General features: G+C 59.0%; 24 protein-coding genes. 15 read left to right on the top strand and 9 right to left on the bottom strand.

Going from position 1 to position 24,510, the window contains the following annotated elements; translation table 11 throughout:
* Positions 1–256: 256 nt before the first annotated feature.
* The 7 genes from QLG10_RS02700 (at position 257) to QLG10_RS02670 (ending at position 8,941) form a co-directional block, all read left to right on the top strand.
* A complete protein-coding gene (locus tag QLG10_RS02700) occupies positions 257–1,567 on the top strand; it encodes a sugar ABC transporter substrate-binding protein (protein ID WP_282485430.1) in 1,311 nt (436 codons plus the stop codon).
* 263 nt (positions 1,568–1,830) lie between these two features.
* A complete protein-coding gene (locus QLG10_RS02695; RefSeq protein ID WP_223194147.1) occupies positions 1,831–2,730 on the top strand; it encodes a sugar ABC transporter permease in 900 nt (299 codons plus the stop codon).
* 8 nt (positions 2,731–2,738) lie between these two features.
* Positions 2,739–3,569 (top strand): carbohydrate ABC transporter permease, encoded by an 831-nt coding sequence (locus QLG10_RS02690; protein WP_248677596.1) that lies wholly within the window; start codon positions 2,739–2,741, stop codon positions 3,567–3,569.
* A 175-nt stretch (positions 3,570–3,744) separates the two neighbouring features.
* On the top strand, positions 3,745–4,848 hold the full coding sequence (ugpC, locus tag QLG10_RS02685) for a sn-glycerol-3-phosphate ABC transporter ATP-binding protein UgpC (RefSeq protein ID WP_110747459.1): 1,104 nt from the start codon (positions 3,745–3,747) through the stop codon (positions 4,846–4,848).
* Positions 4,849–4,863: 15 nt separating this feature from the next.
* Positions 4,864–6,336 carry a mannitol dehydrogenase family protein gene (locus QLG10_RS02680; RefSeq protein WP_188264491.1) on the top strand — a complete coding sequence of 491 codons (1,473 nt, stop codon included), beginning with the start codon at positions 4,864–4,866 and terminating at the stop codon, positions 6,334–6,336.
* A gap of 156 nt (positions 6,337–6,492) precedes the next feature.
* On the top strand, positions 6,493–7,989 hold the full coding sequence (gene xylB, locus QLG10_RS02675; protein WP_282485429.1) for a xylulokinase: 1,497 nt from the start codon (positions 6,493–6,495) through the stop codon (positions 7,987–7,989).
* Positions 7,990–8,002: 13 nt separating this feature from the next.
* Positions 8,003–8,941: a carbohydrate kinase gene (locus QLG10_RS02670; protein WP_282485428.1), complete on the top strand. Its 939-nt coding sequence runs from the start codon at positions 8,003–8,005 to the stop codon at positions 8,939–8,941.
* A 112-nt stretch (positions 8,942–9,053) separates the two neighbouring features.
* On the opposite strand, the gene QLG10_RS02665 is transcribed toward QLG10_RS02670, so the two are convergent.
* Complete coding sequence (locus tag QLG10_RS02665; protein ID WP_282485427.1) at positions 9,054–10,355, bottom strand: OprD family porin; 1,302 nt, start codon at positions 10,353–10,355, stop codon at positions 9,054–9,056.
* A gap of 356 nt (positions 10,356–10,711) precedes the next feature.
* On the opposite strand from QLG10_RS02665, the gene QLG10_RS02660 reads away from it, so the two are divergent.
* Positions 10,712–10,984 (top strand): DUF2790 domain-containing protein, encoded by a 273-nt coding sequence (locus QLG10_RS02660; RefSeq protein WP_020797130.1) that lies wholly within the window; start codon positions 10,712–10,714, stop codon positions 10,982–10,984.
* A gap of 99 nt (positions 10,985–11,083) precedes the next feature.
* Here the strand turns inward: QLG10_RS02660 and QLG10_RS02655 are convergent, their stop codons facing one another.
* Complete coding sequence (locus tag QLG10_RS02655; protein WP_168758206.1) at positions 11,084–11,356, bottom strand: DUF1652 domain-containing protein; 273 nt, start codon at positions 11,354–11,356, stop codon at positions 11,084–11,086.
* Positions 11,357–11,658: 302 nt separating this feature from the next.
* Between QLG10_RS02655 and eco the strand changes: the two genes are divergently transcribed.
* Positions 11,659–12,141 carry a serine protease inhibitor ecotin gene (gene eco / locus QLG10_RS02650; RefSeq protein ID WP_168758207.1) on the top strand — a complete coding sequence of 161 codons (483 nt, stop codon included), beginning with the start codon at positions 11,659–11,661 and terminating at the stop codon, positions 12,139–12,141.
* A gap of 61 nt (positions 12,142–12,202) precedes the next feature.
* Here eco and QLG10_RS02645 read toward each other — a convergent pair whose 3' ends face one another.
* Together QLG10_RS02645 and QLG10_RS02640 are read right to left on the bottom strand one after the other, a co-directional pair.
* Positions 12,203–13,354 carry a PQQ-dependent sugar dehydrogenase gene (locus QLG10_RS02645; protein ID WP_282485426.1) on the bottom strand — a complete coding sequence of 384 codons (1,152 nt, stop codon included), beginning with the start codon at positions 13,352–13,354 and terminating at the stop codon, positions 12,203–12,205.
* A gap of 51 nt (positions 13,355–13,405) precedes the next feature.
* A complete protein-coding gene (locus tag QLG10_RS02640; protein WP_282485425.1) occupies positions 13,406–13,750 on the bottom strand; it encodes a hypothetical protein in 345 nt (114 codons plus the stop codon).
* Positions 13,751–13,946: 196 nt separating this feature from the next.
* Here QLG10_RS02640 and QLG10_RS02635 point away from each other — a divergent pair, with 196 nt between their 5' ends.
* Positions 13,947–14,807: a Ku protein gene (locus QLG10_RS02635; protein ID WP_020797136.1), complete on the top strand. Its 861-nt coding sequence runs from the start codon at positions 13,947–13,949 to the stop codon at positions 14,805–14,807.
* A gap of 119 nt (positions 14,808–14,926) precedes the next feature.
* Here QLG10_RS02635 and lpxO read toward each other — a convergent pair whose 3' ends face one another.
* Positions 14,927–15,826 carry a lipid A hydroxylase LpxO gene (gene lpxO, locus QLG10_RS02630; RefSeq protein WP_188264497.1) on the bottom strand — a complete coding sequence of 300 codons (900 nt, stop codon included), beginning with the start codon at positions 15,824–15,826 and terminating at the stop codon, positions 14,927–14,929.
* A 490-nt stretch (positions 15,827–16,316) separates the two neighbouring features.
* On the opposite strand from lpxO, the gene QLG10_RS02625 reads away from it, so the two are divergent.
* The 3 genes from QLG10_RS02625 to QLG10_RS02615 all read left to right on the top strand — a co-directional run bounded on the left by QLG10_RS02625 (position 16,317) and on the right by QLG10_RS02615 (position 19,967).
* Entirely contained in the window at positions 16,317–17,903 is a 1,587-nt protein-coding gene (locus tag QLG10_RS02625) for an ABC-F family ATPase (protein WP_033044478.1), read from the top strand.
* 290 nt (positions 17,904–18,193) lie between these two features.
* Complete coding sequence (locus QLG10_RS02620; RefSeq protein WP_110747490.1) at positions 18,194–19,390, top strand: MFS transporter; 1,197 nt, start codon at positions 18,194–18,196, stop codon at positions 19,388–19,390.
* Between the two features lie 154 nt (positions 19,391–19,544).
* On the top strand, positions 19,545–19,967 hold the full coding sequence (locus QLG10_RS02615) for a tail fiber domain-containing protein (protein ID WP_110747493.1): 423 nt from the start codon (positions 19,545–19,547) through the stop codon (positions 19,965–19,967).
* A gap of 27 nt (positions 19,968–19,994) precedes the next feature.
* On the opposite strand, the gene QLG10_RS02610 is transcribed toward QLG10_RS02615, so the two are convergent.
* Entirely contained in the window at positions 19,995–21,032 is a 1,038-nt protein-coding gene (locus QLG10_RS02610; protein ID WP_110747495.1) for a dienelactone hydrolase, read from the bottom strand.
* 182 nt (positions 21,033–21,214) lie between these two features.
* Positions 21,215–21,826 (bottom strand): FMN-dependent NADH-azoreductase, encoded by a 612-nt coding sequence (locus QLG10_RS02605; protein WP_110747498.1) that lies wholly within the window; start codon positions 21,824–21,826, stop codon positions 21,215–21,217.
* 132 nt (positions 21,827–21,958) lie between these two features.
* On the opposite strand from QLG10_RS02605, the gene QLG10_RS02600 reads away from it, so the two are divergent.
* Both QLG10_RS02600 and QLG10_RS02595 read left to right on the top strand, forming a co-directional pair.
* Positions 21,959–22,867 carry a LysR substrate-binding domain-containing protein gene (locus QLG10_RS02600; RefSeq protein ID WP_110747501.1) on the top strand — a complete coding sequence of 303 codons (909 nt, stop codon included), beginning with the start codon at positions 21,959–21,961 and terminating at the stop codon, positions 22,865–22,867.
* A complete protein-coding gene (locus QLG10_RS02595; RefSeq protein ID WP_110747504.1) occupies positions 22,864–23,223 on the top strand; it encodes an MmcQ/YjbR family DNA-binding protein in 360 nt (119 codons plus the stop codon). Before QLG10_RS02600 ends, QLG10_RS02595 begins: the two co-directional genes overlap by 4 nt.
* A gap of 11 nt (positions 23,224–23,234) precedes the next feature.
* On the opposite strand, the gene QLG10_RS02590 is transcribed toward QLG10_RS02595, so the two are convergent.
* Both QLG10_RS02590 and QLG10_RS02585 read right to left on the bottom strand, forming a co-directional pair.
* Entirely contained in the window at positions 23,235–23,645 is a 411-nt protein-coding gene (locus QLG10_RS02590; protein WP_188264499.1) for a DUF1294 domain-containing protein, read from the bottom strand.
* The gene (locus tag QLG10_RS02585) at positions 23,642–24,472 is read right to left on the bottom strand and encodes an undecaprenyl-diphosphate phosphatase (RefSeq protein WP_110747510.1); all 831 of its coding nucleotides are present in this window, start codon (positions 24,470–24,472) and stop codon (positions 23,642–23,644) included. Before QLG10_RS02585 ends, QLG10_RS02590 begins: the two co-directional genes overlap by 4 nt.
* Between the last annotated feature and the right edge of the window lie 38 nt (positions 24,473–24,510).

The raw sequence follows: 24,510 nt of genomic DNA, 5'->3' as shown, positions 1-24,510 counted from the left end.
CACCAGCCCGCGCCCACAGCGCTGTATTTCAACCCAAAAACCTGTACGGATTCGATCCAGTCCCAGCGCTGAAAAGCCCTTCCCCACGCTTACCCCGCCAAACCCCAGTGCAAAATAGTATCAATCCAAGTGCGATGGATGATTTGTCTCGCCCTCGATAGAAGGCTGTAATCAGCGCACATTCTTCCAGCCGTCGGAAGATACAAAAACAATAACTGTCCTTCTGTGGCCTTCGGGTGCAGAAAAGGAGTGCTCGATGCAACCTTCTGTAAAAGCTCTGCTTGCCCTCACCTGCATGACCCTCAGCAGCGTCAGCCTTGGCGCCCAGACCCTGACGATCGCCACCGTCAACAACAGCGACATGATCCGCATGCAAAAACTCTCGAAAACCTTCGAGGCCGAGCACCCGGACATCAAGCTCAACTGGGTGGTCCTCGAAGAGAACGTCCTGCGTCAGCGCCTGACCACGGACATCGCCACCCAGGGTGGACAGTTCGATGTGCTGACCATCGGCATGTACGAAGCCGCACTGTGGGGCGCGAAAGGTTGGCTGGAGCCGATGAAGGACTTGCCGGCCAGCTACGCCCTGGACGATGTTTTCCCGTCGGTGCGTGAGGGCCTGTCAGTCAAGGGGTCGCTGTACGCCTTGCCCTTCTACGCTGAAAGCTCCATCACCTACTACCGCACCGACCTGTTCAAGGACGCCGGCCTGACCATGCCCGAGCGCCCGACCTGGACCCAGATCGCCGAATTCGCCAACACGCTCACCCACAAGGACAAAGAACAATACGGTATCTGCCTGCGCGGCAAGGCTGGCTGGGGCGAGAACATGGCGCTGGTCACCACCGTGGCCAACGCCTATGGCGCACGCTGGTTCGATGAGCAGTGGCAACCGGAGTTCAACGGCCCCGAATGGAGGAACGCGTTGAACTTCTATGTCGAGACCATGAAGAAATCCGGCCCACCGGGAGCATCGAGCAACGGTTTCAATGAAAACCTGGCCCTGTTCAACAGCGGCAAATGCGCGATCTGGGTCGATGCCAGCGTCGCCGGCTCGTTCGTCACCGACAAGACCCAAAGCAAGGTCAGCGATCACGTCGGTTTCACCTACGCCCCCCACGAAGTCACCGATCAAGGCTCGGCCTGGTTGTATTCCTGGGCACTGGCGATCCCCACCAGTTCCAAGGCCAAGGACGCGGCAAAAAGCTTCAGTGCCTGGGCCACGTCGAGGGAGTACGGGGCATTGGTCGCGCAAGAAGACGGCATCGCCAACGTGCCGCCAGGCACCCGGGCCTCGACCTACAGCGATGCCTATATGAGCGCTGCGCCCTTTGCCAAGGTGACGCTCGAATCACTGAAAGCGGCAGACCCGAGCAAGCCGACACTCAAACCCGTGCCCTATATCGGCATCCAGTTGGTGACCATCCCGGAGTTCCAGGGCATTGGCACCCAGGTCGGCAAATCGTTCTCGGCGGCGCTGATCGGCCAGACCACGGTTGACCAGGCCCTTGCTGCGGCCCAGCAAACCACCGGGCGCGAGATGAAGCGTGCCGGGTATCCCAAGTAGCAACAGTGCGGTGGTGCAACTGTCCTGACTACCTGGACACCGAGTTGACTCCATCGCGAGCAAGCCACGCTCCCACAGGTATAACGCAATCCATGTGGGAGGGGGGGGGGCTGGGGGCTTGCTCGCGAAGAGGCCGGTACATCCGATGCAGTTTCAGCGTCTGGAATACCGCTTTCGCGAGCAAGCCCGCTCCCACATTGGATCTTCAATGGCCTACATGACTCGGTTCTTACGCCATGAATACTTCAACTGCCAAAGCTCACATGGACATTGTCCAACCCCAGCGCAAAAGCCGGGTGGCCAACCCCGGCTGGTTCCTTGTCAGTCCTTCAGTGGCCCTGTTGCTGCTGTGGATGATCGTGCCGCTGGCAATGACCCTGTATTTTTCACTGATTCGCTACAACCTGCTCAATCCCGGAGAAAACCAGTTCGTCGGGCTGGAAAACTTCACCTACTTCCTGACCGACTCGGGGTTCATGCCCGGCGCCACCAATACCCTGTTGCTGGTGGGCAGTGTGCTGTTGATCAGCGTGGTGCTCGGCGTATTGATCAGTGCCCTGCTGGAGGCCAGTGAGTTTCTCGGTCGCGGCATCGTACGGGTGCTGCTGATTTCGCCGTTTTTCATCATGCCCACCGTCGGCGCGCTGATCTGGAAGAACCTGATCTTTCACCCGGTATCAGGGATTCTCGCCTACGTCTGGAAACTGTTCGGTGCGCAACCGGTGGATTGGCTGGCGCACTACCCGCTGCTGTCGATCATCATCATTGTCTCGTGGCAGTGGTTGCCCTTCGCGATCCTGATCCTGATGACGGCGATGCAGTCGCTGGACCAGGAGCAAAAGGAAGCCGCACGCCTCGATGGCGCCGGGCCGGTCGCCATCTTCTGGCACCTGACCCTGCCGCACCTGGCACGGCCGATTGCCGTGGTGGTGATGATCGAAACCATCTTCCTGCTCTCGGTGTTCGCCGAAATCTTCACCACCACCAACGGTGGCCCCGGCTACGCCTCGACCAACCTCGCCTACCTGATCTACAACCAGGCGCTGGTGCAGTTCGACGTCGGCATGGCATCCGCTGGCGGCTTGATTGCGGTGGTGATCGCCAACATCGCGGCCATCGTGCTGGTGCGCATGATCGGCAAAAACCTGACTGACAAAGCCTGAGGCGCGCCATGACACTTCAACAATCCCGTCGTCTGCAAAGCCTGCTGCTGGGCAGCCTGGCCTGGGCCATCGCGATCCTGATCTTCTTCCCGATCTTCTGGATGGTGCTGACCAGTTTCAAGAGCGAAATCGACGCGTTCGCCACGCCGCCGCAGTTCATTTTCACGCCAACGCTTGAGAATTACCTGCACATCAATGAGCGCAGCGATTACTTCAGCTTCGCCTGGAACTCGGTGGTGATTTCGTTCAGCGCCACGGCCCTGTGCCTGCTGATCGCGGTGCCGGCAGCCTATTCCATGGCGTTCTACGAAACCCAGCGCACCAAAGGCACGCTGCTGTGGATGCTCTCCACCAAGATGCTGCCGCCGGTGGGCGTACTGATGCCGATCTACCTGTTGGCCAAGAGTTTCGGCCTGCTCGACACACGAATCGCGCTGATCGTGATCTACACCCTGATCAACCTGCCGATCGTGGTGTGGATGATTTACACCTACTTCAAGGACATTCCGAAAGACATCCTCGAAGCCGCCCGCCTCGATGGTGCAACGTTGACGCAGGAAATGCTCCGGGTCCTGCTGCCGATCGCCAAGGGTGGCCTGGCCTCGACGGTGCTGCTGTCACTGATCCTGTGCTGGAACGAAGCCTTCTGGTCGCTGAACCTGACCTCATCGAACGCTGCGCCACTGACTGCGTTGATCGCCTCCTACTCAAGTCCCGAAGGGTTGTTCTGGGCCAAGTTGTCGGCAGTCTCGACCCTGGCCTGTGCGCCGATCCTGATATTCGGCTGGATCAGTCAGAAACAGCTGGTGCGCGGGCTGTCGTTTGGCGCCGTGAAATGAAGATCGACGACCCCATGCGACCCCCTGTGGGAGCGAGCCTGCTCGCGAAGGACGTGAACGCTGATGCGGACCGTCTGGAAAAAACCGTCGCCTGACAGTTCTTCGCGAGCAGGCTCGCTCCCACAAACACTCTATCCGGTTTAACCCGAATAAAAACACGTGGAGGCCCATCCTCATGGCCAACCTGAAAATCAAGAATCTGCAAAAAGGCTTCGAAGGCTTCTCCATCATCAAGGGCATCGACCTGGAAGTGAACGACAAGGAGTTCGTGGTGTTTGTCGGCCCGTCCGGTTGCGGCAAATCGACCTTGCTGCGCCTGATCGCCGGGCTGGAAGAAGTCAGCGGCGGCACCATCGAGCTCGACGGCCGCGACATCACCGAGGTCAGCCCAGCCAAGCGCGACCTGGCGATGGTGTTCCAGACCTACGCCCTGTACCCGCACATGAGCGTGCGCAAGAACATGTCGTTCGCCCTTGACCTGGCCGGCGTACCCAAAGCCGAGGTCGAGAAGAAAGTCGGCGAAGCAGCGCGCATCCTTGAACTCGGACCGATGCTCGAACGCAAGCCCAAGCAGCTGTCCGGTGGCCAACGGCAACGCGTTGCGATTGGCCGGGCGATCGTGCGCAATCCGAAAATCTTCCTGTTCGACGAACCGCTGTCCAACCTCGACGCCGCGCTGCGGGTACAGATGCGCCTTGAATTGCTGCGTCTGCACAAAGACCTGCAAGCCACCATGATCTACGTGACCCACGACCAGGTCGAAGCAATGACCATGGCCGATAAGGTCGTGGTGCTCAATGGCGGCAACATCGAACAGGTCGGCTCGCCACTGGACCTTTATCACCAACCCGCCAACCTGTTTGTCGCAGGCTTTCTCGGCACACCGAAAATGGGCTTCCTCAAGGGCCAGGTCAGCCGGATCGACGGCCAGGGTTGTGAAGTTCAACTGGACGCCGGCACCCGCATCAGCCTGCCGCTCAGCGGTACCAGCCTGAGGGTCGGCGGCGCAGTCACCCTGGGCATTCGCCCGGAACATCTGGAACTGGCCGCACCCGGCGACTGCACACTGCAGGTCACTGCCGACGTCAGCGAACGGCTGGGCAGCGACACCTTTTGCCACGTGCGCACAGCAAACGGCGAAGCCTTGACCATGCGCGTGCGCGGCGACCTGGCCAGCCGCTACGGCGAGACCCTGGGCCTGCACCTGGACGCCAGCCACTGCCATCTATTCGATGCCGACGGCGTGGCACTGACCCGCCCGTTGCGCGTTGCCGCCTGATTCAGAGAGCCTTCGATGAAACTCAATAAACACAACCTGCAGCGCCTCGCACCCGAGGTGGCCCTGCCCGCCTACGCCCTGAGCGACACCCGCCAAGGCATTGCGCACATTGGCGTCGGCGGTTTCCACCGCGCCCACCAGGCGTATTACACCGATGCGCTGATGAACCAGGGCGAAGGCCTGGATTGGGCCATCTGCGGCGTCGGCTTGCGCGGCGAAGATCGCCGCGCCCGGGATGATCTGCGAGCACAGGACTATCTGTTCACCCTGTTCGAACTCGGTGACAGCGACGACACCCAAGTGCGAATCATCGGTGCCATCCGCGACATGCTGCTGGCCGAAGACGATGCCCAGGCGCTGATCGACAAGCTCGCCAGCCCCGAGATCCGTATCGTCTCGCTGACCATCACCGAAGGCGGCTACTGCATCGACGACAGCAACGGCGAGTTCATGGCCCACTTGCCGCAGATCCAGCACGACCTGGCGCACCCAAACGCACCGAAAACCGTGTTCGGTTTCCTCTGCGCCGCACTGGCCAAACGCCGCGCAGCAGGCACGCCGGCATTCACCTTGATGTCCTGCGATAACCTGCCGCACAATGGCGCGGTTACCCGCAAGGCCCTGCTGGCCTTTACCGCCCTGCTTGATGCTGAACTGCGCGACTGGATCGAGCACAACGTAAGTTTCCCCAATGCCATGGTCGACCGCATCACGCCGATGACCAGCACCCGACACCGCCAGCAACTGGCCGACCAGCATGGGGTCGACGATGCCTGGCCGGTGGTCTGCGAACCGTTCGTGCAGTGGGTGCTGGAGGACAAGTTCGTCAACGGCCGCCCGGCCTGGGAAAAGGTCGGGGTGCAGTTCACCGACGACGTCAGCCCTTACGAAGAAATGAAAATCAAGCTGCTCAACGGCAGTCACCTGGCCCTGACTTACCTGGGGTTCCTCAAGGGTTACCGCTTCGTCCACGAGACCATGAACGACCCGTTGTTCGTGCGTTTCATGCGTGCCTACATGGACCTGGATGTGACACCGCAGCTGTCGCCAGTGCCGGGGATCGATCTGACCGAGTACAAAAACACCCTGGTGGCACGCTTCTCCAATCAGGCGATTGCCGATCAACTGGAGCGCGTGTGCTCGGACGGTTCGTCGAAGTTTCCCAAGTTCACCGTACCCACGATCAACCGACTGATCGCCGATGGCGGCGAAACTAAACGCGCGGCGCTGATCGTTGCGGCGTGGACCTTGTATTTAAAGGGGGTGGATGAGAATGGCGTTACCTACTCTATTCCTGATCCGCGAGCGGCGTTTTGTCAGGCGCTGGTGGTTGATGATGATTTGATCACCCAGCGGTTACTGGAGGTCGAGGAGATTTTTGGTAGGGCGATTCCACGTTCGGCGGCGTTTGTCGCGGCGTTCGAGTGGTGTTGCAACAGCTTGCGAGAGGTGGGAGTGACACGGACTCTGGAGCGGGTCCTGGCGTGATGACGGTGGCGTGCCCACTGCCGTCTTCGCGAGCAGGCTCGCTCCCACAGGGATTAATGTCGTACAAAAATCCATGTTCCACCCCGGACTTCTGTGGGAGCGAGCCTGCTCGCGAATGGACTCACCGAAATCGACCTGGCATACCAAGGATCCAGCATGGCAATCCAACAACTATTCCTCGGCATCGACTGCGGCACCCAAGGCACCAAAGCCATCATCCTCGATGTGCTCAGCGGCCAGGTCCTGGGCCAGGGCGCCGCAGCGCATTCACTGATCAGCGGCGCCAACGGTCGTCGTGAGCAAGACACCGCGCAATGGCTGGAGGCATTCGCCCTCGCCACTCGCCGCGCATTGCTGGCGGCGAATATCGATGGCCAGCGCATTCTCGGTATCGGCGTGTCCGGCCAACAACATGGCCTGGTGCTGCTCGACGAGCAAGGCCAGGTCCTGCGCCCGGCCAAGCTCTGGTGCGATACCGAGACCACCGCGCAGAACGATCGACTGCTAAAGCACCTGGGTGGTGAAAAAGGCTCGCTGGAACGCCTCGGCGTGGTGATTGCACCGGGCTACACGGTTTCGAAATTGCTCTGGACCCAGGAACAATACCCCGATGTGTTTGCGCACATCGCGCATATCCTGCTGCCCCACGATTACCTGAACTTCTGGCTCACCGGTCGTCGTTGCAGTGAGTATGGCGATGCCTCGGGCACGGGTTACTTCAACGTGCGCACCCGCCAATGGGATTTGCAGCTACTGCGCGACATCGACCCCAGCGGGCGTCTGCAAGCCGCGTTGCCGGAACTGATCGATGCCCATCAAGCTGTCGGCACGGTACTGCCGGACATTGCCGAACAGTTGGGCATCAACCCGCAGGCGCTGGTGTCCAGCGGCGGTGGCGACAACATGATGGGCGCCATCGGCACCGGCAACATCAAGCCGGGCGCGATCACCATGAGCCTCGGCTCATCCGGCACGGTGTACGCCTACGCCGAGCAACCGAAAGTCAGCGCGGACGCGGCAGTCGCCACATTCTGTTCATCCACCGGCGGTTGGTTGCCATTGATTTGCACCATGAACCTGACCAACGCCACGGAGTCGATTCGGGCACTGTTCGATCTGGATATCGAGCGTTTCAATGCGCTCGTTGCCCAGGCCCCCATCGGCGCCGAAGGCGTGTGCATGCTGCCGTTCCTCAACGGTGAACGTGTCCCCGCCCTGCCCCATGCCACCGGCAGCGTGCTGGGACTGACCCTGAGCAACCTGACCCGGGCCAATCTGTGCCGCGCCGTTGTAGAAGGCACGACCTTCGGATTGCGTTACGGACTGGACCTGCTGCGCCACAATGGCTTACAAAGCCAGCGCATTTGCCTGATCGGTGGTGGCGCCAGGAGCGCGGTGTGGCGGCAGATCGTCGCCGACACCCTGAACATGAACGTCGTCTGCCCCGAGCAAAGCGAAGCCGCCGCCCTTGGCGCGGCGATCCAGGCGGCATGGTGCACGTCCCGGGCAAACGGGCATGAGCTCAGCCTGGCGGATCTGTGCGAGCGCTGCGTGAAATTCGATCCGGCCAGTGAAACCTTGCCGATCGCGCAAAACGTGGCGGCCTCGCAGCTGGCCTATGAACGCTATCGACAACATGTCGCAACCCTATAAAGAGCGTACAACTATGTATCTGGTGTGTGGCGAAGCGCTGTTCGATTTCTTCAGTGAAAACGACGCCAGCGGCCTGGCTTCAAAAGTAAATTTCAAGGCCATTGCCGGTGGCTCGCCGTTCAATGTCGCAGTGGGTTTGCGCCGCCTGGGCGTGGAGGCTGCGTTGTTGGCCGGGTTGTCCACCGACTACCTTGGCCGACGCTTGCTCCAGGTGCTGAAGGAGGAAGGCGTACGCACGGACTACCTGGTGGATTTTGCTGCACCGACCACCCTGGCGATGGTGGCGCTCGGGGCCAATGGCTCGCCCCACTACAGCTTTCGCGGCGAAGGCTGCGCGGATCGACAACTCAAACCCGAGCATCTGCCGGCGTTGGGGCCACAAGTGCGCGGGCTGCACATCGGTTCGTTTTCTTTGGTGGTACAGCCGATTGCCGACACGCTGCTGGAACTGGTGCGCCGGGAGAGCGGCAAGCGCCTGATCAGCCTTGATCCGAACGTGCGGCTCAATCCGCAGCCGAACATCGAGCTGTGGCGTTCGCGGATTGCGACACTGGTCGAGTATGCCGACCTGATCAAGGTCAGCGATGAGGACCTGAGCTTGCTGTACCCCGGGCAGGACCCCGCGCGGGTGGTCGAGGGCTGGCTGCAACACCGTTGTCAACTGGTGTTCCTGACCCGTGGCGGCGAAGGTGCGAGCGTATTCAGTCGGGGCCACGGTTCTTGGTCGGTGCCGGCCTGCGCGGTGACCATCACCGACACCGTGGGCGCTGGCGATACCTTCCAGGCGGCGTTGATTACCTGGCTGACCGAGCAGGGGCTGGATTCGGTCGAAGGCGTTCGCCAACTGGGTCGCCAGCAGATCGATGAGATGGCGAGGTTTGCGGTGCAGGCGGCGGCGCTGACGTGCAGCAAGACCGGGCCGGATTTGCCGTATCGGCATCAGTTGGATTGATCGTTCCAACGCGCAGCAAAGGAATGCCTCAACGGACGCTCCGCGTTCGGCCTTTCGGGACGCAGAGCGTCCCGGGCTGCATTCCTTTGCGGCGCGTGGGAACGATCAAACGCTACAGGATCGAAAAGTTGTAGCTGACGATCAGGCGCGTCTCATCCACATCCCGGGCATATTGCTCGTAGTTGGTGCGGTAGGTCGCATTGCGCAACCGCAGGCTGACATCCTTGAACGTCCCGCCCTGCACCACATACTTGAGCTCGCTGTCACGCTCCCACTCTTTGCCTTCCTGACCGCTGCCTGGCACCTTGATGTGGTCACCGTTCACATAGCGGGTCAGGAAAGTCAGGCCGTTGATGCCGATGGCCTTGAAATCGTAATCGTATCGCAGCTGCCACGAACGTTCCTGCGCCGCGGCGAAGTCGTTGACCTGCAGGTAGTTGACCAGATACGGATTGCTACCATCGAGGTACGGCATCGAGTTGTCGCCATTCATGCGCTGCCAGCCAGCGCTGAACGTATGGCCGCCGTTGGCATAAGCGAGCATCGTGCTCAGCGCGCGGTTGTCAATGGAACCGGCGCGGGCGGCGCCGCTGTCGGCACTCTTGAGCAAGCGCAGATCGGCCTTGAGCACACCGCCACCCAGGGGTTGACTGGCCAGCAGGCCGAGAAAATGCTGACGGTAGATGTCTTCCAGTTCAGCGTAGTGATACTGGGCTGTCAGCCGCTCGTTGATCCGGTAATCGAAGCCGTACATGTCGAAATGGTTGGCCGTGATGTTGCAGGCATAACGCTTGTTCTTGCAGTGCAGGCGGATGTCCTGGGAATCGGTGGAATCCCGGGCGGTGTACTTGTCCAGGCGCGCGGCCATGAAGTTCAGATCCTGCACTTCCCTGGACGTGAGCATCGCACCGTTGAACATGGTTGGCAGCAAGCGACCGTCGTTGTACTTGAGCAGCGGCACATCCGGCAGCAGCGCGCCGTACTTCAGCACGCTTTGCGAAACGCGCACCTTGGCGGTCAGGCCCAGCTTGGTGTATTCATCCGCCGAACCACGCGGGTTACTGCCGCTGGACGGCAGCAAGCCACTGTTGCTGCTGTCCGGGCTGGAATCGAGCTTGAATCCCGCCATGCCCAATGCATCGACACCAAACCCGAGCGTGCCCTCGGTGTACCCCGATTGCAGATTCAGAATGAAACCCTGGGCTGACTCTTCGCGCTTGGACGCGCCCTGCTCGTTAGAGGTGTGCCCGTCACGAAAATCGCGGTTGAAATACACCGTACGTGATTCGATTTTCGCTGTGCTGTCATCGATAAAACCGCTCGCTTGAACCGGCCCGGTAAAACCGGCGCACAGGACCAGGGCGCCGAAGCCGAATGACTGGCGAGCGCGGATGAACGTAAAAGGGGGACGCATTAAAAAAAGCTCCAACAATGCAGCGTTTGCGCCAGGGCGCAATCAGCCAGAAATAGCCTTCGCCCGAACCAGTAGAGGATCGGGCTGAAGTAAACACGCGGGGGTGAGCAGCAATGATGGCAGAAGGCTTTTTCTCGCTGCAGACGACTTTAGTCTCAATAGTGATCCGGTTTGATGGGAAAATGCCGCCGAACGGTAGTGGCAGTACGACAGGTGGCGTTCAGCCAAGTTAACCAATGCTTAATCGCGCAGTCCAACACTCTACTGGACCGCACGCCCTCAGAGCCCTCTGACGCCCAGTGCGGCAGGTTCGACGACACGTCGAACTAACTTGCGACTGCACTGGAGATTGCCTCATGAACTCGCGCGCCCTGCTCGTTTCAATCGCCCTTTTCTGTGCCTCATCGACCGGCATTGCACAGGCCAACGACACCACGTCCACTCAAAACGTGCCTTCCTATCACTACGGCATGCCGTTGCACGTGGGCAAAGTGATTGCACTGAACGAACCCACTACCCTGGATTGCGAAGTGATCACAGCGACGATGAAATACATCGACTCACAGTCGGGTCAACCTGCAGAAATCGCCTACCGAAAACTGTCTGACGCCTGCAGTTATCAAAACTGAAGGGAAAGGACCAAAATAGTTGCTCGCAGTTAAAAACAGACGCGCCGGGTCTGGGGTTTTCCCGCCCCGGCGCGAATCGGTAGAGCATGAAATGCCGGCTTAAAACGCTTTACGCAGCCCTTGGTTATGCCCGGGTTCTGTGTAATGGTTTTGAAGATCGGTACGCAGGACAGCTATCAGCTCGTTGATTTCCCGACAGCCATTGAGTTGATGGGCATCGATTCCGGTTTTTACCAGATCGAGCTGATCGGTCTCCCCATCGGCATACACTTTTACAGTCATGGACATGTCCGGCGACAGCGTGCATTGACAGCGTCTCGGTAGAAAACTGCTTTCAATGATGTTGCGTAGTTCCAAGGCAGAAAGAAACATGGCGACCTTCTCCGTTGTGAGACTGCCAATTAATCATCGACACTGACTCATATGGAATCCCGGTCAGCTTGAGAACAGCTACAGCATAAAACATGCCTTGAATCTCGCTGTGCAGCTCATCGGCAAATCAAGGGGTTATTGTAAGGACTCGTGATTTCGGTCATGCAAATTGCAAAAAAGGTTGATGAAGGCCCTGCAAATTGCATGTTCAGGCAAAGGATTTGCATTGGCCGCTGCCGGCGTCGAGAATGGCGCCCGGCCGATCAAGAATCGGCTCACCTACACCTACGCAAGGAGGCATCATGGGTTCATCGACCATCAGCACCACCATCGGGCTGATCGCCGTCACGCTGTCGAGCATCGCCCATGGGGCAAAGCTCGAAGATGTTGCGCCCTTTCCGAAACCTGAAAAGGGTTTCAGCCGTCAGGTCATCCACCTCGCCCCGCAAACCCGTGAAGACGACTTCCAGGTCCAGATCCTTGCTGGCAAGACACTGGAAGTCGACTGCAATCGCCAACGCCTGGGCGGCATTCTCGACGAGAAGAACCTCGAAGGTTGGGGGTATCCGTTCTACCGCCTGGAAAAAGTCATCGGCCCGATGAGCACGCTGATGGCCTGCCCGGATGGCAAGCGCCAGCAGGATTTCGTGCCGGTGGTCGGTGACGGTTTCATGCTGCGCTACAACAGCAAACTGCCGATCGTGCTCTACGTGCCCAAGGACATCGAAGTTCGCTACCGGGTCTGGTCGGCCTCGAGCAAGGTTGAGAAGGCTGTCGAGGAATAACTGCGATTTTGAGCCCGGTCTACCCGATCGCTCCCTAACGTGAGAACGAACGGGTGAAGCGTTATTTCAACCCTATCTTGTACAACGCTCCGTCCTCTTCATCGGTCAGCACATACAAATACCCATCCGGCCCCTGCCGCACATCGCGGATGCGCTTGTCGAGTTCGCCCAGCAAGCGTTCTTCGTGGATCACCTTGTCGCCGTCGAACTGCAGGCGAATCAGTTCCCGGCTCACCAGCGCGCCAATGAACGCGTTGTGCTGCCAGGCCTTGAAGCGGTCGCCGTCGTAGAATGCCAAGCCGCTAAGGCCGGGGGATTTTTCCCAGACATGATGTGGCCCAAGAGTACCTTCGGCGGTTCTACCTTTGGCTTCCGGAATCGGCTGGCCCGAGTAATTGATGCCGTGGGTGGCCAGTGGCCAACCGTAATTCTTGCCGCGCTCGATGATATTGACCTCATCACCGCCCAGTGGACCGTGTTCGTTTTCCCAGAGCGTGCCGGTCCAAGGGTTGAGCGCCGCGCCTTGTGGATTACGAACGCCGTAGGCCCATATTTCCGGGCGCACGTTGGCCTGTCCGACAAAGGGGTTGTCTTCAGGCACCTGGCCGTCGGGATAGATCCTTACGACCTTGCCCTGCAACTTGTCGAGGTCCTGGGCGGTGGGCCGGTCGTTGTTTTCCCCCAAGGTAATGAACAGGAAGCCGTCCCGGTCGAAAACCAGCCGCGAACCAAAGTGGTTGCCCACCGAGAGCTTGGGCTCCTGACGGAAAATTACCCGCAAATCCTTCAGTGTCGTCAGGTCTTCGGACAACCGGGCGCGGCCAACCGCGGTACCCGCCTTGCCACCCTGGCCGCCGCCTTCGGCGTAGGACAAGTAAATCATCCGGTCTTGCCTGAAGTCGGGCGACAGCGCCACATCCAGCAAGCCGCCCTGCCCCTTGGCCCAGACCTTGGGCACGCCGTTGAGCGGTGCTGACAACTTGCCGTCGGCCGTCACCACACGCAGGTTGCCCGGTCGCTCGGTGACCAGCATGCCCTGGCGGTCCGGCAGAAAAGCCAACGCCCAGGGGTGCGCAAGTCCCGAGGCGATCAGCGTCACCTCAAGGGTGCCCTGCTCGCTTTGCATGTCCTGGGTGGTTGCTGCCAGAACAGGCGCGCTGGCGGCTAACAAGGAGCTGGCAAAAAAAGTGCTCAGGAGGCTACTACGCAACATGCACGATTCCTTTTGTCATGGGATGGGCCAACAGGACGCCAGCCCGGTCCTTCAAGGGCTACGGGGCGGTGGATTGGGGATGAACTTCGGAGCACTGCTGGGGGCCGAGCGATCCTGGGGGTAGCGATTGCCGATGCCGCCGTTGTCAAGGGTGGGCGGTCGTGGCACAGGTACGGTGTTCGGCCCACGGATGGCCGGGGCACTGGGCTGGGTGCCTTGCATGCTGTTTGGATTGGCCCGGCGGATCGGACTGTTGTAGGGATTGTTGTGGGTGCTGCCCGGCAGGTTTTGCGCCAACTGTATCGGTGCGCCGGGCGAAGCGATGTCGGCCTGAGCCATGTGACCGAGTACGCCGTTCAATGCCAGCACGATAAGGCCAGGTACGTATCGGTTCATTGGCGAGCCTCGCGATGGATGCGTGAGTAGAGTCTTCCATAGCACGCTACGCCTGGGATCGGGATTTGTTAACCCAAACTTCCCGGCAAGATGTAACACGACGTGGAGCCACAGCCCCCCCCCCCGGCCCTGCAGGCCGCTGAAACTTTTTCACGAGGCCCAAGGTCACCTGAACATCACTTTCGGAAAGACGACCATGGCACGGGCAATCTGGAAAGGCGCGATCAGTTTCGGGCTGGTGCATATCCCTGTGGCGCTGGTCTCGGCGACGTCCTCCCATGGGGTGGATTTCGACTGGCTCGACAGTCGCAGCATGGACCCGGTGGGCTACAAACGCGTCAATAAAGTCACCGGCAAGGAAGTTACCAAAGAGCACATCGTCAAAGGCGTGCAATACGAAAAGGGGCGATATGTGGTGCTCAGCGAGGAGGAGATTCGCTCGGCGCATCCACTTTCGACCCAGACTATCGATATCTTTGCCTTTGTCGACAGCAAGCAAATCCCGCTGCAGAACATCGACACGCCCTACTACCTGGCACCGGATAAACGCGGCGGCAAGGTCTATGCCCTGTTGCGCGAAACCCTGACCAAAACCAATAAAGTCGCGCTGGCTCGCGTAGTGCTGCATACCCGCCAATATTTGGCGGCCTTGATGCCGCTGGAATCGGCCATGGTCCTCGTGAAGCTGCGCTGGCCAGCGGAAGTGCGCAGCCTGGACGAGTTGGCATTAGGCCCGGATGTGACCAAGGCCGAGTTGGCCAAGGGCGAACTCGACATGGCCAAGCGCCTGGTAGAGGACATGAGCGTCGAATGGTCGCCAGAGGATTACCGGGACGAATTCGAAGACAAGATCATGGCCCTAGTGGACAAGAAAGCCCATGAAGGGAAAATCGAGGATGTTGAAACAGCTACTGGCGAAGAGGAGCGCAAGACCGCGGATGTCATTGACTTGACTGAGTTGCTCAAGCGTAGCCTGGGGGGCAAGGGCGCAAGCAAGGAGACAGCCAAGGCCAAGTCGCCGACAAAGCCGGCGGCGCGGAAAAAAGTCAGCAAGTAAGGGGTTGAACGTTCCGACCTCATCGCTGGCAAGCCAGCTCCTGCAAAGATAGGCGGTGGCCAGAAAACCTGTGGGAGCGGGCTCGCCGACGATGACGTCAGTTTTGACAAACGAACAAGTCAAACCAGGACAAAAATCGCCAGCAACCCACCAAAGAACGCCCACTTCTGCAGGTAATAAAGCTTGCGATTACGTTTTTTCAAGGCTTTGCCATTCAAGCGGATCTTGTAAACCTTGCCGAACAGTCGGTTGATGCCACCGGTCTTGTCGCCCGCCTCATTCGGCGCACCGGCAGCCGCCATCACATGGCGGCTGAACCAGCGGTTGAATGCGGCCACCCAGCGGTACTTCATCGGGCGCTCAACATCGCAGAACAGAATGATGCGGTTCTGCTCGGTAGTGTTGTTTGCGTAATGAATGAACGTCTCGTCGAACATCACCGCTTGACCGTCGCGCCAATGATAATTTTCGCCGTCGACGTTGATGTAGCAGCCCGAATCGTTAGGCGTCTCCAGGCCCAGGTGATAGCGGTAGGAACCGGCATACGGATCGCGATGGCGAACCAGTTTCGAACCCGGCGGCAATTCGGCGAACATCGCCGCCTTGATCGAGCCGATGCTCTGTACCAGTTCGGTGGTGCGCGGGCAAAGCTTCATGGCCGACGGGTGGCTATCGCCATACCACTTGAGGTAGAAGCGTTTCCAGCCGGTCTTGAAGAAGGAGTTGAAGCCGACGTCATCGTAATCATTGGAGCGCTTGATCTCCCCCGCCTTCAGCAGGTTCTGGCCTTCGGCGCGAATCTCCTCCCAATGGGCCTGCAGTGGCGCAAGGTCGGGAAAGTCCGCCGGGTTGAGAAACGGCTTGTTGGGGATCTTCGAGAACAGGTAAAGCAAGCAATTGATCGGCGCCAGGAACGTCGAGTGGTCGCTCAGTTGGCGGCTCAGTTTGTGGCGTACACGGCCACGCAGATGGACATACGCGATGGATATAACGTAGACAGCGGCAATGATGAGTTTCACGAAAATCGTCACACGTCAGAGGTGAGCAAACTGCGCTCCCTGGCAACCAGTGGCCTGCGGAGCCTGAGTAGTGCCTGAAAACCAGACAACGGGCCCGGTGGCCCGTCCTTGAGCCGACGCCAACGTTTGGCATCAGTGAAAGATGGCATTTTAGCCATCGTCCGTAACCAATTGTTAGCCTTGAAATGTGAAAATCTGTCCGTTGATACCGTCAATGCGTCGGTGCGGCCTTATTGCCCTATCGTTTATATGGCCAGACCAGTACAATCGCCGCCAAACTTTACGCGCCCCCCTTGGTTGATGACGGGAAATCCCGGCCTCAGCGCACTTCGACTCGGGCCAAGCGCTCCCAATGCTGCTGTCCACTTATTGCCAGATGGATCTTGCGCTGCTGACCGGGATGTACGTCCCATGGTCGAACAGCGTGAACGGGTACTGAATCGGTACTGCCGCAACCCTAGCTACTCTGAATGCTTCGCAGGAAAAACCTTTGATTTCTACAGCTAACATCACGATGCAGTTCGGCGCCAAGCCGTTGTTCGAAAACGTTTCGGTCAAATTCAACGGCGGCAACCGCTATGGCTTGATCGGCGCCAACGGTTGCGGCAAGTCAACGTTCATGAAGATCCTGGGCGGTGACCTCGAGCCATCCGGCGGCCAGGTCATGCTGGAGCCGAACGTGCGCCTGGGTAAATTGCGCCAGGACCAGTTCGCCTACGAAGAATTCACCGTGATCGACACCGTGATCATGGGTCACGAAGAGCTGTGGAAGGTCAAGGCCGAGCGCGATCGCATCTACTCGCTGCCGGAAATGAGCGAAGAAGACGGCATGGCCGTGGCCGAGCTGGAAACCGAATTCGCCGAAATGGACGGCTACACCGCCGAATCCCGTGCCGGTGAACTGCTGCTGGGCCTGGGAATTCCACTGGAACAGCATTTCGGCCCGATGTCCGAAGTGGCGCCAGGATGGAAACTTCGGGTGTTGCTGGCCCAGGCCCTGTTCTCCGATCCGGAAGTGCTGTTGCTCGATGAACCGACCAACCATCTGGACATCAACACCATTCGCTGGCTGGAATCCATCCTCACGGTGCGTAACAGCACCATGATCATCATTTCCCACGACCGGCACTTCCTCAACAGCGTCTGCACCCACATGGCCGACCTGGACTACGGTGAGCTGCGCCTGTTCCCGGGCAACTACGACGAGTACATGACCGCGGCGACCCAGTCCCGCGAGCAGTTGCTGTCGGATAACGCCAAGAAAAAAGCCCAGATTGCCGAACTGCAAACGTTCGTCAGCCGCTTCTCGGCGAACGCCTCGAAAGCCAAGCAGGCCACTTCCCGGGCCAAGCAGATCGACAAGATCCAGCTGGCCGAGGTCAAGCCCTCGAGCCGCGTGAGTCCGTTCATCCGGTTCGAACAGACCAAGAAGCTGCACCGCCAGGCCGTGACCATCGAGCAGATGTCCAAGGGCTTCGATGGCAAGACCCTGTTCAAGAACTTCAGCTTCACCGTCGAAGCTGGCGAGCGCGTAGCGATCATCGGCCCGAACGGCATCGGCAAGACCACCCTGCTGCGTACCTTGATGGGCGAACTGACCCCGGATGCCGGCTCCGTGAAATGGACCGAAAGCGCAGAACTGGGCTACTACGCCCAGGACCACGCCCACGACTTCGAAGACGATGTCAGCCTGTTCGACTGGATGGGCCAGTGGACCCAGGGCGAGCAGATCATTCGTGGCACCCTGGGCCGGATGCTGTTCTCCAACGACGAGATCCTCAAGTCGGTCAAGGTCATCTCCGGTGGTGAGCAAGGTCGCATGCTGTTTGGCAAGCTGATCCTGCAAAAGCCGAACGTGCTGGTGATGGACGAACCAACCAACCACTTGGACATGGAATCCATCGAGGCGCTGAACCTGGCGCTGGAAAACTACCCGGGCACGCTGATCTTCGTCAGCCACGACCGTGAATTCGTATCGTCCCTGGCAACCCGCATCATCGAGTTGAGCCCTAACGGCGTGACCGACTTCAGCGGCACCTATGACGATTACCTGCGTAGCCAGGGCGTGGTGTTCTAAGAGCAGCCTGTAGGAGCGAGCATGCTCGCGATGGACGTTAACGTTAACGCGTGAAATCTGGATGAATGCGTTATCCGAACGTTTTAGATCATTCCCACGCTCTGCGTGGGAATGCAGCCCGGGACGCTCCGCGTCCCAATCCAGAGCCGAACGCGGAGCGTCCGTTGAGGCATTCCCACGCACCGCGTGGGATCCATCCAATTTCAAGCCAAATTACTTAGCCTGCTTTCTTTAGTTCCTCACCCAAGCCATCATGCAGTTCTCCTGCCGCCGCCCGCGAACGAGTCCTCATGTCTGCGCAAGAACAGCCACCGCAAAGCTCCATGGCGATCACCCTGCAGATCGTTTCCATCGTTTTCTATACCTTTGTCGCCTTCCTCTGCATTGGCCTGCCCATCGCGGTGCTGCCGGGATACGTCCATGAACAGCTCGGGTTCAGTGCCGTCGTCGCAGGGCTGACCATCGGCTCGCAATACCTCGCTACCCTGCTCAGCCGGCCCATGGCCGGGCGCATGTCGGACAATGTCGGTACCAAGCGCGCGATCGTTTATGGCCTGTCGGGGATTGTCCTGAGTGGCGGGCTGACGTTGTTGTCGGTGTTGTTGCAAAGCGCTCCTTTAATCAGCTTGCTGGTCCTGATCGCCGGACGCCTGTTGCTGGGCATCGCCCAAGGACTGATCGGGGTCGGCACTATCAGTTGGTGCATGGGACAGGTAGGTGCCGAACACACCGCGCGCTCGATCTCCTGGAACGGCATCGCCTCCTATGGAGCGATTGCCATCGGGGCGCCGCTGGGGGTGGTAATGGTCGGTCAACTGGGGTTTGCCAGCCTGGGTATCGCGCTGTCGGTGTTGGCCCTGGCGGCGCTGCTGTTGATTCGCAACAAGCCGTCGGTGCCGGTGGTGCGCGGTGAGCGCCTGCCCTTTTGGGCCGTATTCGGACGCATTGCACCGTTTGGCGCAAGCCTGAGCCTGGCTTCAATCGGCTACGGCACCCTCACCACCTTTATTACCCTTTATTACATCAATCGAGGCTGGAGCGGTGCGGCGTATTGCCTGACGGTATTCGGGGTGTGTTTCATCCTGGCCCGGTTGCTGTTCATTTCCAGCATCAGCCGATTTGGCGGCTTCCCGTCGGCCATCGCCTGCATGACCATCGAGACCATCGGCCTGGCGCTGCTGTGGCTGGCGCCTTCGACTGGCTATGCGTTGATCGGTGCCGGCCTCACCGGGTTCGGCTTGTCGCTGGTGTATCCGGCCTTGGGCGTCGAGGCAATCAAGCAGGTGCCTAACGCGAGTCGCGGCGCCGGCCTGAGCGCTTATGCGGTGTTTTTCGATCTGGCGTTGGCGATTGCCGGTCCGTTGATGGGCGCGGTGGCGTTGAACATGGGGTACGCGTGGATTTTCTTTTGCGCGGCGTTATTGTCCGTGATAGGACTTTGCCTCACTTTTTTGCTCTCACGGCGGGCAGCAAATACATTTACTTAAAAACCATGAGATAAACAACCATAACATTTAAAGTACGATCAACATGCAATATGCCGAATCGATTAATGCTAAGTGCCATCGTTGTTTTAATTACTAATTCCGTGAGAATTTAATTAACCGCACTTACATCCATATCGAAACAGGAAGAAATAAAATGCGCATATTGTCACTTGCCCTACTCGCCCCAGCACTGGCATTTTCCATGCACGCTACCGCCGAGGCTGAAGTCTCAAACCAGCAAATTTGCCATAATGGTAAATGCTGGGACCTTGGTGACATTGGTAGCGAATGCTGCCCATTCAGCGATGAAAAATTAAAGAAAAACGTCCAGCCCTTGGCAAACCCGACAGAGAACCTGCTCAAACTCCGTGGCGTAACATTCGACTGGAAACAAAACGACCAGGCTGACGTCGGCTTGATCGCTCAAGATGTTCAAAAGGTTTACCCGCAGTTGGTACGCACTGAAGGCGATCACCTGCAAGTGGACTATCAAAAACTTGTCGCACCATTAATTGAATCGGTTCGCGAACTCAATGCCAGAGTGCAAACCCTGGAAACAGCCTTGGCTAACAAGTAACGAATTATAAAAGCGCCTGCTCGCCATTCATTGATCGGCGGTCTGCATCCCGGCCCGCGTCGCTCTGCCCAATGTGCGAGAAAAAAAGCGTCCGGCTTCGGAGATCAGGTTACGGTGAATATCGACGCGATCGACACCGTCGGCATCGGTGCACAAGGCTGGCGTGACAACGATCTGCTCATCATTGCACGGAGCCATGAATACGAAGTGCCCGGCCCCGGCCAGCAGCTTGAAATCGGGGGCGACGGGCAGTTTACGCGCCAGGGCGGCGGCGTTCTTGTCGGGGTACACCAGCTTGTCGCCATCGCCGCTGTAAAGCAGTACCGGAACATGCACGTCGGCCAGGGTATGACGACCGAACTTCAGGCTCAGTGGCGCCATCAGCAGCAATGCATGGACGCGCGGGTCGGCTACCGGTTGCAAATCATCGCGGTCGACGATCAGTTCACCCTGGGTATTGCAGGCATCACGATCGTCCGGGCGTTCCTGGCAGTAGCGGCGCAGACGATCCAGGTCCGGAGTCGCGCCCGACAGTATCAATGCCGTCTCGCCGCCTGCCGAATAGCCAATGACGCCAACCTGCTCGGCATTGACATAAGGCGCGAGCATGGGATCGCCCAGGGTCGCGGTGATGGCTTCGGAGATCTGGATCGGCCGTCCGTACAAATTGCTCAAGGTGCCGAGGCGGCTGTGGTCTTTGGAGTTATCGCCTGGATGAATAACAGCGACCACCACAAAACCCTTGCGTGCCAGCGACGTGGCCAGGTCATGCAGGGCCAATGGCGTGCCGGTGTTGCCATGGGACAGCATCAGCATTGGAAACCGGCCCATGGCGACTTTGGTGTCTTCGCCGGCTTCGACGGTGTAGCCCTCGAGCCGGCTGGCGTGTTCCTTCTCGCTCGAAGGGTAGAAGGCAATGGCCCTCATCGGTTGCAGATCGAGTGGATCGAGAAAGCTCATTTCATGAAAACCGACACTCCAGTGAGGATGCGGCGCAGGTGCTGCGTGCACTGAATTCAGGCTGGCGAGCAGACAGATCAGTAAAGCTGCACAAAGACGCACCATGGGATGCCCCACCTTGCTACGGAACGGAGACGTTAAGCCTCGACTGCATAACTCGGGCCACAATATTGCAAGCGCAATTAGTAATACTGAGAAACAAAAAACTCCGTATCTGCCACTTGCGTGAACAGAATACAGAGTTTTTTTGGGATTGCCTGCAGCGACAGCAGGTCTTTATCCAAACCTTATGCGGCGGCGAACAGCTGCTCGCTGATTTGTGCCTGGGCATCACTCATCGCTTTACCGCGCACTTCATCACCGTAAGCCAGGCCGTGGGCACGGACGAATTCGATGTCGGTGATGCCGATGAAACCAAACAGCACCTTCAGGTAGTCTTCGTGGGCAACACCGGTTGCCTGGCCGGCGTGCAGGCCACCGGAAGTCGAAACGATCACCACTTTCTTGCCACCGCACAGGCCTTCAGGACCGGCTTCGGTGTAGCGGAATGTCTGGCCGGCGACGGCAATGCGGTCGATCCAGGCCTTCAATTGGGTCGGGATGGTGAAGTTATACATCGGCGCTGCAATCACTACGGCATCCGCGGCGAGGAACTCGGCCAGGGTAGACGCGCTCAGTTCGGCTTCGTGCTGTTGGGCGGCGTTGCGCAGTTCAGCCGTGGTACCCGCTGCAACCAGTGTGGTCGAGGAGAAATGGCTGATCGCGTCGGCTGCCAGATCGCGGTAGGTCACAACGGCGGACGGCTCGGCGGCTTGCCAGGCTTTGACGACTTCGCTACTCAGCTGACGGGAAGCCGAGTTGTCACCAAGAATGCTCGAATCGATATGCAGCAATTTCATGTGGGATCTCCAGGTGAGGATCGCCGTCAGGGGCGATCTGATGGAAACAATCCTACAGATCAAACCAATAACTGATTAGACTGCAACAATGCGATAGTTTGTCTCACTGGTAGAACGATCGAGAAAACGCCCATGCAAGACCTCAATGATCTCTATTACTTCGCCAAAGTCGTCGAGGCTGGCGGGTTCGCGGCCGCCGGGCGTTTACTGGGGATTCCCAAGTCACGACTGTCCAGGCGCATCGCCGAGCTTGAGGAGCGCCTGGGTGCACGTTTACTGCAACGCACCACAAGGCAATTGAAACTCACTGCCGTGGGCGAACGTTATCTGCGCCACTGCCAGGCAATGCTACTGGAAGCGGAAATGGCTGACGAAGCCGTGGCCAGTATGTCCAGCGAACCCCGTGGGCGCTTGCGGGTCTCTTCCCCGGTCGGCCTGGCTCACGAAATGCTGCCTGGGGTAATCAGCAACTTCCTGGAGAAATATCCGAAAGTGCAGTTGGAGGTGATGCTGGTCAATCGACGCGTCGACCTGGTGACCGAAGGCGTGGACGTTGCATTACGCGTGCGCGAACCGGGTGATGAAGACCCGCTGTTAGTGACTCGCCGCCTGCGCCAGGCGCAGATGCTGATGGTTGCCAGCCCCGCCTTTCTCGAGGGGCTCGAGATCAATCACCCCGATGACCTGAAAAACCTGCCGGTACTTGGCGCCCTCGAACCGGATCGCCTGGTGCACATTGGCCTGGTCGATCGCCAGGGCAAAAAGCACGACCTGGCCCTAGAAGCGCGGCTGGGCATCGACGACTTCATCGTGCGCAAGACCTGCACACTGGCTGGCCAGGGCTTTACCACGCTGCCGATGATGTATTGCGAGCAGGAGCTGGCAAATGGCTCACTGGTACAGTTACTGCCCGAGTGGTCCCTGCCCGGGGGTTGGTTGCAAGCGGTCTACCCGCATCGACGCGGCGTGATGCCGGCCGTACGCGCCTGGCTCGACCACCTGATCGAAACATTCAATGCCTGTGGAGATCGCTTGATATGAAGGCAGGACGCATGAGCGAGGCCGACGTAGCGGCTTTCTGCCTGGCTTTGCCGGGTGCCCGTGAGGACTACAAATGGGGTGGCGTGCGGGTGTTTTCGATTGCCGGCAACAAGATGTTCGCCTTGCAGAACCTGCGCGGAGAATCCCTGGCTTTCAAGGTCGACAAGGACCTGTTTCTGGGGTATTGCGACCGTCCCGGCATTCACCCGGCGCCTTATCTGGCCCGGGCACAATGGATCATCATGACCACGCCCTACCCGCTCGGCGCCGAGGAATTGCAGGGCTTGCTACAGCGTTCTCATCAACTGGTGGTGAGCAAGTTGCCCAAGCGCACGCAGGTCGGACTGTTGCTCTAGCAGCGCCTCGATTAGAGCAGTGAGAACAGCTGCGCCCCGAGGAACAGCTGGTCGATCCAGAACACCTGATGCAGCAGCACGATGATCCAGAACACCAATTGAAAGGACACCTTGCGCGTCTTGTGCCGAAACACTTGCTGCGCGAGCAAGGCGCCCGGCCAGCCGCCAGCGAATTCCAGCGCATGCAGGACGTTTTCCGGCGTACGCCAGTGATCAACGCGCGCTTTGCGCTTGTCGCTCCAGTACAGCAGGAACGCCAGCACGCTGACGATGCCGTAGGCCGCCAGGGGAATCAGCGACCCCCCTTGCAGCCACATCGACATCGAACCGAACAGCGGCAGCGCGCACACCATCGCAAACACCAGCAACTTCAGGCGCAGGTGGCGGATGTTTGCCCCGTTTCGCGCGCTGACGCCATTCATGGCTTGGCTGCGGTCCAGTCAACCCAACCGAATTGCCAGGTGGCCAGGATGAGCAAGCCGAAAGCAATGCGGTACCAGGCGAACACCGCATAACTGTGGCTGGCGATGAACATGAGCAAGCCTCGCACTGCGATCATCGCGAAAATGAACGCCGTGATGAAGCCAATCGCAAACACCGGGAAATCCGCAGGTACGAACAGGTCGCGGTACTTGTACCCCGAGTACACCGCAGCCCCCACCATGGTCGGCATGGCCAGGAAGAAGGAAAACTCGGTAGCAGTCTTGCGCGACAGGCCGAACAACAAGCCGCCGATGATCGTCGAGCCTGAGCGCGAGGTACCCGGAATCATCGCCAGGCACTGGGCTAGGCCGACTTTAAGGGCGTCTTTCCAGGTCATGTCATCGACGCTTTCTGCATGTACTTCGTGCTGGCGCTTTTCAGCCCACAACATGACGATGCCGCCCACGACCAATGCCGTGGCCACCGTGATCGGATTGAACAGATAGTGGTGAATCAAGTCGGCGAAAATCACCCCCAACACCACCGCCGGAAAGAAGGCAATCAGCAGGTTGGCGGTAAAGCGCCGGGCATTGGGCTGCGTCGGCAGGCCCACTACCACATCGAAAATCTTGCGACGAAACTGCCAGACCACCGCCAGGATGGCGCCGAGCTGGATAATGATGTTGAACGCCATGGCACGCTCACCACCGAAGTCGAGCAAGTCGGCGACAATAATCTGGTGCCCGGTACTGGAAATGGGCAAGAACTCCGTCAGCCCTTCTACAATGCCAAGAATCAAAGCCTGAAAGGCCGTCCAAAGATCCATCAATCCCCCAAAAGACAATGCGTCGACGCATGCCCCGT

Source organism: Pseudomonas sp. V98_8 (assembly GCF_029967975.1).
Lineage (GTDB): Bacteria > Pseudomonadota > Gammaproteobacteria > Pseudomonadales > Pseudomonadaceae > Aquipseudomonas > Aquipseudomonas umsongensis.
The sequence above is the reverse complement of the archived record's forward strand: the minus strand, read 5'-3'. Positions and strand labels throughout refer to the sequence as shown.

What these genes read in the sequence shown, in the direction of transcription:
- QLG10_RS02700 (WP_282485430.1), top strand. Translation starts at nt 257, where the DNA reads ATGCAACCTTCTGTAAAAGCTCTGCTTGCCCTCACCTGCATGACCCTC.
- QLG10_RS02695 (WP_223194147.1), top strand. Translation starts at nt 1,831, where the DNA reads ATGGACATTGTCCAACCCCAGCGCAAAAGCCGGGTGGCCAACCCCGGC.
- QLG10_RS02690 (WP_248677596.1), top strand. Translation starts at nt 2,739, where the DNA reads ATGACACTTCAACAATCCCGTCGTCTGCAAAGCCTGCTGCTGGGCAGC.
- ugpC (WP_110747459.1), top strand. Translation starts at nt 3,745, where the DNA reads ATGGCCAACCTGAAAATCAAGAATCTGCAAAAAGGCTTCGAAGGCTTC.
- QLG10_RS02680 (WP_188264491.1), top strand. Translation starts at nt 4,864, where the DNA reads ATGAAACTCAATAAACACAACCTGCAGCGCCTCGCACCCGAGGTGGCC.
- xylB (WP_282485429.1), top strand. Translation starts at nt 6,493, where the DNA reads ATGGCAATCCAACAACTATTCCTCGGCATCGACTGCGGCACCCAAGGC.
- QLG10_RS02670 (WP_282485428.1), top strand. Translation starts at nt 8,003, where the DNA reads ATGTATCTGGTGTGTGGCGAAGCGCTGTTCGATTTCTTCAGTGAAAAC.
- QLG10_RS02665 (WP_282485427.1), bottom strand. Translation starts at nt 10,355, where the DNA reads ATGCGTCCCCCTTTTACGTTCATCCGCGCTCGCCAGTCATTCGGCTTC.
- QLG10_RS02660 (WP_020797130.1), top strand. Translation starts at nt 10,712, where the DNA reads ATGAACTCGCGCGCCCTGCTCGTTTCAATCGCCCTTTTCTGTGCCTCA.
- QLG10_RS02655 (WP_168758206.1), bottom strand. Translation starts at nt 11,356, where the DNA reads ATGTTTCTTTCTGCCTTGGAACTACGCAACATCATTGAAAGCAGTTTT.
- eco (WP_168758207.1), top strand. Translation starts at nt 11,659, where the DNA reads ATGGGTTCATCGACCATCAGCACCACCATCGGGCTGATCGCCGTCACG.
- QLG10_RS02645 (WP_282485426.1), bottom strand. Translation starts at nt 13,354, where the DNA reads ATGTTGCGTAGTAGCCTCCTGAGCACTTTTTTTGCCAGCTCCTTGTTA.
- QLG10_RS02640 (WP_282485425.1), bottom strand. Translation starts at nt 13,750, where the DNA reads ATGAACCGATACGTACCTGGCCTTATCGTGCTGGCATTGAACGGCGTA.
- QLG10_RS02635 (WP_020797136.1), top strand. Translation starts at nt 13,947, where the DNA reads ATGGCACGGGCAATCTGGAAAGGCGCGATCAGTTTCGGGCTGGTGCAT.
- QLG10_RS02620 (WP_110747490.1), top strand. Translation starts at nt 18,194, where the DNA reads ATGTCTGCGCAAGAACAGCCACCGCAAAGCTCCATGGCGATCACCCTG.
- QLG10_RS02615 (WP_110747493.1), top strand. Translation starts at nt 19,545, where the DNA reads ATGCGCATATTGTCACTTGCCCTACTCGCCCCAGCACTGGCATTTTCC.
- QLG10_RS02610 (WP_110747495.1), bottom strand. Translation starts at nt 21,032, where the DNA reads ATGGTGCGTCTTTGTGCAGCTTTACTGATCTGTCTGCTCGCCAGCCTG.
- QLG10_RS02605 (WP_110747498.1), bottom strand. Translation starts at nt 21,826, where the DNA reads ATGAAATTGCTGCATATCGATTCGAGCATTCTTGGTGACAACTCGGCT.
- QLG10_RS02600 (WP_110747501.1), top strand. Translation starts at nt 21,959, where the DNA reads ATGCAAGACCTCAATGATCTCTATTACTTCGCCAAAGTCGTCGAGGCT.
- QLG10_RS02595 (WP_110747504.1), top strand. Translation starts at nt 22,864, where the DNA reads ATGAAGGCAGGACGCATGAGCGAGGCCGACGTAGCGGCTTTCTGCCTG.
- QLG10_RS02590 (WP_188264499.1), bottom strand. Translation starts at nt 23,645, where the DNA reads ATGAATGGCGTCAGCGCGCGAAACGGGGCAAACATCCGCCACCTGCGC.
- QLG10_RS02585 (WP_110747510.1), bottom strand. Translation starts at nt 24,472, where the DNA reads ATGGATCTTTGGACGGCCTTTCAGGCTTTGATTCTTGGCATTGTAGAA.